The sequence below is a fragment of the Odoribacter splanchnicus DSM 20712 genome (genome assembly GCF_000190535.1).
GTDB lineage: Bacteria > Bacteroidota > Bacteroidia > Bacteroidales > Marinifilaceae > Odoribacter > Odoribacter splanchnicus.
On record NC_015160.1, the window covers coordinates 2,615,435 to 2,628,275 of the forward strand.

Consider the following 12,841-nt stretch of genomic DNA (forward strand, 5'->3'; position numbering starts at 1 on the left):
AAATTCTTACCAACCTGAATATTGAATTAATTTCATTGTATTATTTCATTCACATGAAGCGATTTTTTCATCGTTTCATGATTATTTTCGTCAAATACTCTGACTGTCGAATTACCTGTACGATCATACTCTACCGTCATTCTTGCAAATCCATATCCACCTTTACATAACTTATTTTCAGTATCTAAATATTTCTTTTCTATTATTCTACCCCAATCGTCAAACTCAGTCTTCTCCATAAAATAACCGTTCACCAAACAGGGCTTTTCGGCTATATCCCAAAAAGCGACCTCGGTAATCATCCCTTTTTCATTATATTTTTGGGAAATAGCAGTAAAACCGCCGGTATTTATACAGGGTTTATCGTCCGTACCGAAATACACCTGTTTTACCACATTCCCCCGGTCGTCGTACTGAAAAGACAACTTTGCATAACCATCTTTCAGCAGACAGGGTCTATCATTTTCATCCCGATAAGCCACTTCGGTACAATTTCCGCGGGGATCGTATTTTTCAAGCACTTTTGCATAGCCACCTGTACGCATACACAACTTATTATTCACATCAAAGTAAGCCGTTTCTTCCCGAAAACCACGCTCATCATACTTAAAATTCAACTTGGCGAAACCTTCCTTATTCAGACCTAACCTACCATCCGTCCCCCAATAAGTCATCTCCGTTACATTTCCCCAACTATCACATACAGCAGTCATTTTAGCTGCCCCCTGGGCATTTAAACAGGGGTTTCCTTCCGTATCGGAAGTAGCTTCCTCTATCTTATTTCCCCGTTCGTCATACCTCATCACACACCGGGCCACTCCACTCGAATCGGTACATGGTTTTCCATCCACCCCCAAAAACAGAATCTCCGTTACATTTCCCCACTCATCGTATCCATAAGAAACTTTCGCATATCCTTTATTATTCAAACAGGGTTTTTCTTCTTATTAAAACACAAATTACCGTCTGTCCCATAATTTGCCGTTTCGATGATTCTTCCTTGCTTATTGTACTTTGCAACACATCTTGCCACCCCTTCCCGTCCCCAGGCAAGCTGACCGTCTTTATCAAAAATCGATTCGGTAATACTATTCCCATGTTCATCGTATTCTTTCCCGATTATTCCCCCACCATTACTTAACGGACAAACCTTTTGGTCTATTCCCAGATATACACCTTTTACAATATTACCGTTCTCATCACATTTTCTGGTATAAGTCGCCCACCGCTGTTCATTCAAAACAGGATTACCTGCCGGATCGAGATAAGCGATTACCGAAATATTACCATATTCGTCATAATTATATTTCTTAGAAGCTATCCCCATATTATTGGGAAAGTTAAAACCTTCAAACCCGATAAATCTGACCAACCGGGGCCTTCCGATAGAATCCAGGAGATAATCAAAGCCATAAATTCCCTTTGCATCACAAGCAGCGATATCGTCGTTACCGTTATATTTTTTAAATAACTTACGTATAATGAAACCTTGCCGGTCCCTGATTAAACGATACCGCCGGATTTCAGATTTCGAATTACTAAACATACTTTCAAATGCATTCGAAGTGATAGAAGTAAAAGAACTTGTAAGTCCGATACCCATTCCCTTATCCAATGATTTCAGATCTACATATTGCAAACTGTCCCCGGCAATATAGGCAACAATCAAAGGCTTTTGTTTGGAATTTTGATATTCAATCTCAATGACAGATTGTCCCCGTCTATCTTTTCGGCTTTCTATCTGTTGAATAGAAGAACGATCGACATATTCACTAAAATTGTGCTCTATAGGAAAACCGGCAGAATTGGCAAAAACAACTCTTTTCAGCGTGCCCTTTCCTTTCCCCAATATACTACGGTGGGTATATTCGAAACGATAATGTGTACTTCTTTTTTTTACCTGTTCCGCACTTAACTCAACCACCCCTTCCGGTATTCCCCATCTATCCACATAATCAGCAAAATATTCATTTTTAGTCCGGTAATAGTCCCACAAGATGAATAAAACGAATAAGAATAAAAACAACTCCGATTCCTGTACTCCATTTACGAATCCTCAGAATACGTTCATAAGGCTGCCATAAGGTATTGAACTTTATATCCAACAAACGGGCGACAACGCGGATAAAAGCCCTTTTTTTCTTCATCGCAAATGAACCGATCCCTTCTTCCCTGACATTTATAGCCAATAATTCTTCCTGGCTTATCGCCTTTATCTGTTCATGGATACATTCTGTCTCGATGTCATTACTGTAGGGAATCCCTGAAACGACAAAAGGGATGATCTTATCTGCTCCGTGAAGTGTAGCGAAATATTTCACTTCCTTTCCGACCCAGGGCGAACGCGCTGCTTCAGGTGAACATATCACAATAAGATAATGTGAACGCTCGAGTTCATGTCTTATATTTTCTTCCAGTCTCCCACTGTCGAGATCCGTATTATCCCTGAAAACAGGCCATACTTTTTTAGGCAACCGGGTGATTTGTCTACATAATTTCGAAGGTAACTTATACCATCTTAACCGATCCTGTAACCATTTAGCCCATTTCTCATCTTCCCGTTTATAGCTGATAAAAGCGTAATATTGAAATTGCTGTTCCATCATCCACGAATTAATTCAACTATCCCTATCCTTACAATTCACCACAAACAAAATTAAAAAATACATTATTCCATTAGCCATTTACCTGTTTTTTATTCATTTTTTAAACAATTCCTCCCTAACCCACTTCACTATCCAAATAATAAGAACAGACAATTTTAAACTACTTGGCAAATAAAATACAATAATCTGCAAATATTATCCATAGTAAAAGCTCTTAAAACGTTTTAGATATGTAACATGACGTCCATAAATTAATTTCGCATCTATATACTTTAATGTACCAAAGTTGATTTGCAAATTGCATTAAAAAATGTCAGCCTACGGCGAATAGGCTGACATTAAGCTGAATTACATTAAAGTTGAACTAAAATAGCCAATCGAACAAACAATGTATAAGATGTTTAAACAAATATGCAAAATCATTTAGCAACAACCTTTCCTTTCCGTATAATTCACCAAAAATTATTCATCGTCATCTGTTTCCTGATAAGCTTTCAACAATTCCTCCTGTACTTCAGACGGTACTTTTTCATAGCCTGCAAAATTCATTGTGAAAGTGGCCCGTCCACCGGTAATGGAACTCAGAGCAGTAGAATAACGCTGCATTTCCTTCAACGGCACTTTGGCTTTGATCTTCTGAAAACCGCTATCGGCATCCATCCCCATAATCATAGCCCGGCGGGTTTGCAAATCACCCATCACATCTCCCATATCTTCATCGGGCACCAGCACTTCGACATCATAAATCGGTTCCAGAATCTTCGGATTGGCTTTCCGGAAAGCCTCGCTAAAGGCATGACGTCCTGCCAAACGGAAAGAAATTTCATTGGAATCTACCGGGTGCATCTTACCATCGTAAATACATACGCGAATATCCCGGGCATACGAACCCGTCAACGGCCCTTCTTCCATTTTTTCCATAATACCTTTCAGAATAGCCGGCATAAAACGGGCTTCGATCACTCCACCTACAATACAGTTGTAAAACACCAGTTTACCTCCCCACGGCAAATCATATTCTTCTTTTCCTTTGATCGACATCTTGCTGTCCACACCACCGATCTTATAAGTCGTCGGCTCGGGCATTCCTTCTTCATAGGGTTCGATGACCATATGTACTTCCCCGAATTGTCCGGCTCCTCCGGATTGCTTCTTATGCCGGTAATCGGCCTGGGCATATTTCGTAATGGTTTCCCGATAAGGAATCTTCGGAGCATAAAATTCAATTTGAATCTTATCGTTGTGTTCGATCCGCCATTTCATCGTATTCAAATGAAATTCTCCCTGGCCCGAAAGGATCATTTGCTTCAATTCTTTGGAGTATTCCACCAACAAAGAAGGATCCTCTTCGTGCATCCGATAAAGCACTTCGGCCATTTTCTCCTCGTCGCCCTTATTCACTGCCCGGACAGCTGTACGGAAACGGGAATTCGGATATTTGATTCCGGGAAATACATAATCACAATCTTTCTCATTCAGGGTATCCCCGTTTCTCGTTCCTTTCAGTTTCACGGTCGCTCCGAGGTCACCGGCCCGGAGTTCCGTCACTTTCGTCCGGTTTTTACCGGCTACAGCATACAACTGTGCAATACGTTCTTTAGTACCGGTAGTCATATTGATCAAATCATCCCCTTCTTTCACCGTACCGGAAACAACTTTAAAATAGTTGATATCTCCCAGATGCTGCTCGATAGTCGTACTGAATACAAAAGCCGAAGCCGGGCCGTTCACTTCATAAGGCACCAGACGACCGTCTTTCGTAAGCATTCCCGGCATGGCAGCCGCACTCGGAGCCACGTTCACCAGGAATTCCATAAAACGCCGTACACACATATCTTTTTCGGCCGACACACAGAACACAGGGAACATATCACGGGCGATCAACCCTTTCCGGATACCGGCGCGCATTTCGTCTTCCGACAAGCTCCCTTTCTCAAAATAAAGCTCCATCAACCCTTCATCGTTTTCGGCAGCCGCCTCGATCAGGGCATTATGCAATTCGTCGGCTTTCTCTTTCTCCGACTCCGGGATCGGCAATACATCGGGTTTACCCCCCTCCGGTTTCCACTGATACATCTCCATTTTCAGGACATCCACCACCTGATTGAAACCGAGCCCCTGATTGACCGGATATTGTACCAGTACCACTTTCTTTCCGAAAGAAGCCTGTGCATGTTCAAGCGTTTGTTCGAAATTAGCTTTTTCATGATCCAGCTGGTTGATGACAAAAATCATCGGTTTATTTAAATTCCGGACATGCCGGCTAATAATTTCGGTCCCTACTTCAACACCCTTGACAGCATTGACAACCATCACCGCCGTGTCGGCTACATTCAGCGCAGAGATAACTCCACCGACAAAATCATCAGCCCCCGGAGTATCGATAAAGTTCAGTTTCTGATCTTTCCATTCGGTATATAATACTGCCGGAAAAACAGAAGAACCATACTCCTGCTCCACAGGCCTATAGTCAGAGGAAGTGTTTTTAGCACTTACGCTACCTCTGCGCGGGATGACCCCGCCCTCATACATCATCGCTTCAGCAAGTGTGGTCTTACCGGAACCAGCACTGCCTACAAGAGCGATATTCTTGATTTCATTCGGATTGTAGGTTTTCATGGTAATTAATTTTAGGTTATTCGTCAAAAATGTCGACTCAATCGTTTTAAATCGGTTCACAAATTAAACAGAATTTTTCTAAAATCAAAGAAACCTTGGTTCAAATTTAACAAAATCAACTTTTCCTTAGTTAAAATAACCATTGTTATTTCTTCCTTTTTTCCGGCTAAAAAACGAGATAAGAAATGTACCGTGTCTGTATACGATTTTGTCAGTATTTGTTAATTATTAAAAAACAAATGCAGGAAAAGCGATATCAGGCGTATACAATAAAAACTTTGGCGCATTTTTTGCACAGAAGAAAAAGATAAATATCAATCGATAAATAAAAAATGGAAAATACAACAATGTTTGGAGGTAGTCTTTGGATATGGGTTATATTCATCGGCTTCACAGTTATTAGCTGGCTGATCAGTCATCAACTGAAAAGCCGGTTTCAGAAATATTCGAAAATACCCACAGCAAACGGTATGACCGGAAGAGATGTAGTGGAAAAAATGTTGCGGGATAATGGAGTGACAGGCGTTAAAATCGGTTCTGTGGAAGGGATGCTGACCGATCACTACAATCCGGTGAATAAAACCATCAACCTCAGCCGGGATGTCTATTACGGAAACAGTATCGCCGCTGCAGCCGTAGCCGCCCACGAAACGGGCCACGCTCTGCAGCACGCCAAAGGATACAGTATGCTTAAGCTACGGTCAACGTTGGTGCCGGCAGTAGAGTTCGCTTCCCATTGGGTACAATGGATTTTGCTGGCCGGTATCCTGATGGTGAACAGTTTTCCGGGACTATTGCTGGTCGGGATCGGGCTTTTTGCCATTATGACCTTATTCAGTTTCGTTACCTTACCGGTAGAGATCGATGCCAGTCACCGCGCATTAGCCTGGCTGCGCAATTCCGGAATCACGGATTATCAAACCCAGGGATATGCTTTCGATGCTTTGAAATGGGCAGCCTATACTTATGTGATTGCAGCTCTCTCTTCACTGGCCACCTTGCTTTATTACATCATGATCTATTTAAACAGAAGAGATTGACCAATTGCTTCATGCGACAATTTTATCAAGATTAATTCCCAATAGCAAAAACGGGATCCAATAAAACGGATCTCGTTTTTTTTGTTGAATATCAGCAAGAAGCTTCTGTTATACCTAGCTAACCGTATATTTACATTAAAAAAATAAAAAAATCTGCTACCTCCTTTCGTTCCCCTCATCGTATATACAGAGTAAAATTAGCAAATCTTATAGAATGTTGGAATACGACAACAATTACATACGGCGTCTGATACAACTTGATTTGGTTGGCGGACTTTCTCCGGAAGAAAAAGGGAAATTGGAAGATTGGATCAATGAATCGGAAGAACACCGGTTACTTTTTTGTAAAATAAAAAAGCAATTGAGTATAAATGAAATAAGAAATTATTTACAGACCGATGTAGAAGATGCCTGGAAAAAAGTGAGGGAAAAGACGTTCGGAGCTCCTCCTGTCCGTCCGCGTATAAGACCGAAGTGGTTGAAATATGCCGCAGTGGTACTACCCGTTTTATTATCCATAACCTTGTGGTATACCTGGAAAGAGGAAATGAAAAATAAACAGGCAACAGTGGCCTGTTTAAGTCCGGTTTTGACATTAGATAACGGAGAAAAATATCAGTTGGATCCGGAAGAACAAACAGAAATATATGTGAATGAGGAAGTAAAAGCATACCAGGCAGGAGGGGGATTGATTTATGATACGACAGCCCGGCAAGAAGAAAATAAGTATAATCGTATCGAAGTACCCCGGGGGAGCGAGTATTGGATAGTATTGCCAGATGGTACACGGGTGTGGCTGAATGCAGCGACCGAATTAAAATATCCGGTTGCATTCCATGCAAAAGAAAGACGGGTATATCTGAAAGGAGAAGCCTATTTCGAAGTGGCTCCCGATAAAAACCGCCCTTTCTATGTAGAAACAGAAGAGGTTAAAATCCGGGTACTGGGAACGGTGTTCGATGTGAATACCCACTACACCCGTGGGGTAAGGACCGTACTGGTCGAAGGTGCTGTAGCGCTTGAATGGGGTGATCAAAAAGAAATCCGGATGAAACCCGGAGAATTAGCTGACTTTGACCGCACAACGACAGAGGTTACTTTAAAGGAAGTGGATGTCACTTCCTATATTTCCTGGAAAGAGGGATATTTCGTTTTTGAAGACGAACCCCTGGAAGAGATCATGCACACCCTGTCGCTATGGTACGATAAAGAATTCCTTTTTGTAGGAAAACGAAGCCGGGCTCTTCACTTTTCCGGCCATATCAAACGTTATGAGCGGATAGAAACGATTTTGTCGGCCATTACCGACGTGACAGGAGTGGAATTCCGGATGAACGGACAAATAATCTTAATACACTAGATATCAATTTAATTACAAATTTATGGAAAAAAGACGATTGTGTTTCCAAACTCCCCGAGGGTGTTGGGGGAAAAGTTGGAAGATTGCAAGAATGTTTTCAGTATTGATGTGTACGCTGACTTTTTCTGTATCTGCTACTGCTTTTGCACAGCACGAGCAGGTAACTTTGAATTTCAAGCAGGTAACGGTCAGGCAGGTATTGAATGAAATTCAACGACAAACCCGTTTGAGTTTTATCTACAACACCGAACAAACTGAACAACTGGGACAGATTTCTATAGAAGCCCATAACGAGAGTGTAACGAGTTTATTGGATCGTATTTTTGCAGGGACCGGATTGACTTGGAAAATTCAGGAAGATATGATTCTGATATCCCAGACTACTGCAGAAACGACAAAGCGCCAACAGGCTCAGCAAGAAAAAATGGTGATACTCACCGGGACAGTTACCGATGCTCAAAAAAATGCCTTACCAGGAGTAACCGTAAAAATCGCCGGCACAAGTATCGGAACTTCTACAGATGTTAACGGTAAATTCCAGTTTAGTTATCCCCAAAACCAACAACAGATCGTACTGGAATTTTCTTTTGTCGGCATGCAGACAACTTCTGTAAAATATGCCGGTCAAAAGGAGATAAATGTGATTCTTTATGAAGATCAGAAGGAACTGGATGAGGTGGTGGTGACCGGTTACCAGGTACTGGATAAACGGACCCAGACCAGTGCCATTACAACGGTTAAAGCAGAGGATATTATGATTCCGGGGGTAACGAGCATTGACCAGATGCTGGAAGGACGTATTCCTGAAATGACCTTTATGCTGAATTCCGGAGAAGTGGGAGCTACTCCCCGTTTACGTGTCCGGGGTACTTCTACTTTGCTGGGAAACCGGGAACCCCTGTGGGTATTGGATGGAATCGTGATGACAGACCCTGTCGATGTCGATCCCGACGATTTGAATAATCCCGATTATCTGAATATTATCGGTAATGCCATTGCCGGTATCAATCCTCAGGACATCGAACGGATCGATGTGTTGAAAGACGCTTCTGCAACAGCTTTATATGGAACACGTGCAGCGAACGGAGTGATTGTAGTAACTACCAAAAAAGGACGGATCGGAAAACCGGTTCTTTCTTATTCCCACTCTTCTAAAATCACCCGCCGTCCACGCTATACCGACCGGAATATCAATCTGATGAATTCTCAGGAACGGGTACGATTCGGGAAAGAACTGGCAGACCAGCATTATATATTTCCTACCCAAATGCCGTTGGTAGGGTACGAAGGTGCTCTTTATCGTTTACAGAGCGGTCTGACAGACTACGATACTTTCCTCAACGAGGTAACCTGGTACGAACAGGTCAATACCGATTGGTTCGATATTCTGACCCGGGATGCGTATTCCCATTCCCATACGTTGAATGTAAGCGGAGGTTCGGATATCGTTCGCTATTATGCTTCCCTGGGATACGACCGGGATAACGGGGTTTCCAATACAACTTATACGGAAAGATACACCGTAACTGCCAAAATGGATGTACAGATGACTTCCAAAATGCTGATGGCAATCAAACTGAACGGTAATGTACAAAAGAAAAACCACCTGGTCTCCACCCTTGATGCGATGGATTATGCTTACAATACGACCCGGGCATTACCTTGTTTCAACGAAGATGGTTCCCTGTTTTATTACGAACGTTATAGAGGAGGATACGGAGGACAGGGAAATAAATACCTGCGTTATAATATTGTCAACGAAATTGACAACAGCTCCAGCGGATATGACGGTAAGGGTATTCAGGTCGATTTAAACCTGAAATACAACATTCTGCCCACCTGGGATGTCACAGCTACCGGTTCATATTCTGTCAGCAGCACCTTACAAGAAGATTGGTGGGGCGATAAAACAGCCTATGTCGCTGCTTTGAAAAACGGGGAATACGAAGATAAACCGATACCGGGAGATGACGGAAAATGTATTCTTCCCTATGGAGGTATTTTGAAAACCAAGAATTCAGATACGGAAAATCTGACATTCCGTTTACAATCCAATTACCGTAAACTGTTCGGAGAAGATGACCAGCATTTGATTACAGCCCTGTTAGGATATGAGGTTAATATGCTACGTTCCAAATCGATGAATAATGAAGTGAGAGGCTATTTGAAAGAAAGAGGGATGCAGTTTGCCGATATGAGTTCGCTGAACCTCGACGACTACCCTTTATATAAGGAATGGCTCCAGCAAAATCACCTGACCCTAACCCGGGGATTGACCAATCAGTTGAGTTTATACTTATCCCTGACTTATGGTTATCGGGAATATTTTACATTGAATGTAAACGGACGTACGGATGCTTCCAATAAATTCGGAAGCCGGAGTAACGAACGTTTATTGCCGGTATGGTCGGTATCCGGCATGTGGAATATACAGGAAACTTTCCTGAAAGAGGCTTCCTGGTTGTCTGAAATGCGCTTACGCATGTCTTACGGTATGCAGGGAAATATGCTGGACGGCCAGACTCCGAATATGCTGATCACTCAACAACCGATAAATTCTTATTACAACGAGAACGTCTCCAATGTATATCAGTTCCCGAACCCCAACCTGAAATGGGAAGAAACGAAGCAAACCAATATCGGATTGGATATGAGCTTTTTTAACGGACGCCTGAATATCGGTGGAGATTTTTACTACAAAAAGACTGAAAATGTCTTCTCTTGGGTAAATGTAGCTCCTACCAATGGATTGACTTCTTATCTGATGAATAACGGGAGTTTGAAAAATGTCGGTTATTCGGTCACTTTGTCGGCAACTCCAGTTAAAATCAATGATTTTGCCTGGAGAATTTCTACCAGTTATTCAGCGAATAAGAACAAGACACAAACGGATGCCGTCGAAAAATACGAACTGGAAGATTATCTGGCAGGTACGGCTATCATTAGCGGAGAATCTGTCGGTACGTTTTACTCCTATGAATTTTTGGGATTGAACGCACAAAACGGAACACCGGTATTCGATGACTATACCGACCGCCGGCATTTACTGGAAGACAAAAGTCTGGAAGATGTAGTCCGTATGGTGATGACGAAGAGCGGGACCCGGGAACCGGTCTTTAGTGGTAATCTTTTCAATACATTTACCTGGAGAGGAATCACTTTATCCTTCAACCTGGCCTATAGTCTGGGTTCCAAAGTGCGTCTGTTCGCTCTGTACGAACCGATCATTTCGGGAGTCAGTGCGGAAAATAATGTACGGAAAGAGTTTGTCAACCGTTGGCAAGTGCCCGGAGATGAAAAACGTACCCGTATTCCGGCCATTATCAATCGTTCGGACGAGATGTACGATTACTATAACCGCCATTGGTCGCAGGAGCAAAGTAATAAAACCAAAACTTTTGCCTATAACCTCTGGGATATGTATGACAATTCCGACATCCGGGTAGTCAGCGGTAATTATCTGAAAATGCAGACACTGACTTTACGTTATTCCTTACAACCCAAATTGCTGAAAAAGACTCCGTTTTCTTCCGCTTCAGTTTCTTTCAGTACACAGAATCTGTTTACCATCTCCGCCAAGGCCCTGAAAGGCCAGGACCCTTCACAAGCCGGATTTGCTAAACCGAATCTTTCGGTACGTCCGAATTATACGATAGGACTAAATGTTTCATTCTGATAAAAATGATGGATATGAAAAAAATAATATACGGAATTGTAGTCGCCTTGTTTTGTTCCGGATGCGATAATTTTCTGGAAGAGTATTCGCAATCGCAGACGGTTGCCAAAAAAGTCTCTCATTTCGATGAAGTATTGTTGGGGGACGGATACTTACCTGCCCAAAACAGAGCTTATATTTCAACGGATCATGCCGGTTTCCTGAATATCATGGATGACGATGTCACTACGGTGGGAGGAAGCGGACTAGCCGTTTTCTTTTGGCCGGATTGTAGTGTAAATCTGTTCGGCTATTATGCCTGGCAATTAGAAGTAGGACGTAATCCCACGGGAGATGTATTACGGGATGACAGTCAGACCTGGCTCGATTTTTACCGGCGCATCAATGTGATGAATGTTATTCTGAAGGAAATCGACGACATCTCTGTCAGTTCTCCATCTGAAGAACTGGATCGGATCCGGGTGAAAGGAGAGTGTCATTTTATACGGGCCTCCCTTTATTTCACTCTGGTCAATCTGTACGGGAAAGCCTATAATAAGGCTACTTCGGCTACGGACTACGGAGTTCCTTTGAAATTAACGGAATATGTAGAACACGACAAAGATAAGAAAACCCAGTTTGAACGTACTCCCGTCGCAAAAATATATGAACAAATCGTAGAGGATTTGAAGACAGCGGTAAATTATTTGACGGAAAGTCCGCAAAAACGCCCCTTACACAGGGCTTCCAAAGAAGCTGCACAATTATTGCTCAGCCGGGTATATCTTTATATGCAGGACTGGCATAATGCAGCTCTGACAGCTGAAGAGCTGTTGAAAGAAGATACGCGGCTTTACCACATGTCCGCCCGGGATTCTGCCAGAATATTCCTGTCGGAAGACAATACGGAAGTTCTTTTCTCTCAGGGTTCTATGAATTTTTACAATGGAATGACCGGAAACAGAGGTGATTTTGCAGTATCTGACAGCTTGGTACAATTGTATGACCAAGAGAATGATTACCGCCGGTATTTTTTCGGAAAGAACCAGAGTACTTCTGCCAATTCATTACAATGGAAATACGATACGATCGCAGTTCCACACGTATCCGATATTTACACGTTACGGATTGCCGAAGGATATCTGAACCTGGCTGAAGCATACGCCATGGAAGATAATTTCCAGGGGGCCAACCAGTATCTGCGGTTACTCCGCGAAAGCAGAATCCGGAATTATGTACATACAACTTATACCGGAGAAAAACTGGTGGAAGAAATCCGGCTGGAACGCCGCAGGGAACTCTGTTTCGAAGGACATCGCTGGTTCGACCTGAGACGTTATGCGGTATGTGAAAAATATCCTTATAGTAAACAAATCCGGCATGCATTTAATGTATACGACGGTAATAAATACGAATGGGACCATACCGATATTTATGTATTGGAGAAAAATGATCCGGCTTATGTGATGCAGATTCCGAAATCTGTATTGGAATACGACGAAGAACAAATGCCGGAAAATCCGAGAAACAAACGTTCTCCGCTGGGCGATGACGAATAGTT

At 42.5% G+C, this 12,841-nt stretch carries 8 protein-coding genes; 4 read left to right on the forward strand and 4 right to left on the reverse strand.

The features are described from left to right. Positions 1–32 precede the first annotated feature (32 nt). The 4 genes from ODOSP_RS18815 to ODOSP_RS11055 form a co-directional block, all read right to left on the reverse strand. Entirely contained in the window at positions 33–929 is an 897-nt protein-coding gene (locus ODOSP_RS18815; RefSeq protein ID WP_013612387.1) for a hypothetical protein, read from the reverse strand. Beyond that, positions 926–1,951: a hypothetical protein gene (locus tag ODOSP_RS11045; protein ID WP_148233362.1), complete on the reverse strand. Its 1,026-nt coding sequence runs from the start codon at positions 1,949–1,951 to the stop codon at positions 926–928. The genes ODOSP_RS18815 and ODOSP_RS11045 overlap by 4 nt, the downstream gene beginning before the upstream one ends. 22 nt (positions 1,952–1,973) lie before the next feature. Continuing rightward, positions 1,974–2,606, reverse strand: a complete 633-nt coding sequence (locus ODOSP_RS18820) for a toll/interleukin-1 receptor domain-containing protein (RefSeq protein WP_049782891.1) — start codon at positions 2,604–2,606, stop codon at positions 1,974–1,976. A gap of 462 nt (positions 2,607–3,068) precedes the next feature. Further along, positions 3,069–5,225, reverse strand: coding sequence for an elongation factor G (locus ODOSP_RS11055; RefSeq protein ID WP_013612390.1), 2,157 nt, complete (start codon positions 5,223–5,225; stop codon positions 3,069–3,071). Positions 5,226–5,557: 332 nt separating this feature from the next. On the opposite strand from ODOSP_RS11055, the gene ODOSP_RS11060 reads away from it, so the two are divergent. The 4 genes from ODOSP_RS11060 (at position 5,558) to ODOSP_RS11075 (ending at position 12,839) form a co-directional block, all read left to right on the forward strand. Next, positions 5,558–6,265 (forward strand): zinc metallopeptidase, encoded by a 708-nt coding sequence (locus tag ODOSP_RS11060; RefSeq protein WP_013612391.1) that lies wholly within the window; start codon positions 5,558–5,560, stop codon positions 6,263–6,265. Between the two features lie 214 nt (positions 6,266–6,479). Continuing rightward, complete coding sequence (locus ODOSP_RS18825) at positions 6,480–7,625, forward strand: FecR family protein (RefSeq protein WP_013612392.1); 1,146 nt, start codon at positions 6,480–6,482, stop codon at positions 7,623–7,625. Positions 7,626–7,647: 22 nt separating this feature from the next. Continuing rightward, positions 7,648–11,301, forward strand: coding sequence for a SusC/RagA family TonB-linked outer membrane protein (locus ODOSP_RS11070; RefSeq protein ID WP_013612393.1), 3,654 nt, complete (start codon positions 7,648–7,650; stop codon positions 11,299–11,301). Between the two features lie 14 nt (positions 11,302–11,315). Then, complete coding sequence (locus ODOSP_RS11075) at positions 11,316–12,839, forward strand: RagB/SusD family nutrient uptake outer membrane protein (RefSeq protein WP_013612394.1); 1,524 nt, start codon at positions 11,316–11,318, stop codon at positions 12,837–12,839. Positions 12,840–12,841 lie beyond the last annotated feature (2 nt).

Coding starts and splice junctions, on each gene's coding strand:
- ODOSP_RS11070 (WP_013612393.1), top strand. CDS start 7,648: ATGGAAAAAAGACGATTGTGTTTCCAAACTCCCCGAGGGTGTTGGGGG.
- ODOSP_RS18825 (WP_013612392.1), top strand. CDS start 6,480: ATGTTGGAATACGACAACAATTACATACGGCGTCTGATACAACTTGAT.
- ODOSP_RS11055 (WP_013612390.1), bottom strand. CDS start 5,225: ATGAAAACCTACAATCCGAATGAAATCAAGAATATCGCTCTTGTAGGC.
- ODOSP_RS18820 (WP_049782891.1), bottom strand. CDS start 2,606: ATGATGGAACAGCAATTTCAATATTACGCTTTTATCAGCTATAAACGG.
- ODOSP_RS11060 (WP_013612391.1), top strand. CDS start 5,558: ATGGAAAATACAACAATGTTTGGAGGTAGTCTTTGGATATGGGTTATA.
- ODOSP_RS11075 (WP_013612394.1), top strand. CDS start 11,316: ATGAAAAAAATAATATACGGAATTGTAGTCGCCTTGTTTTGTTCCGGA.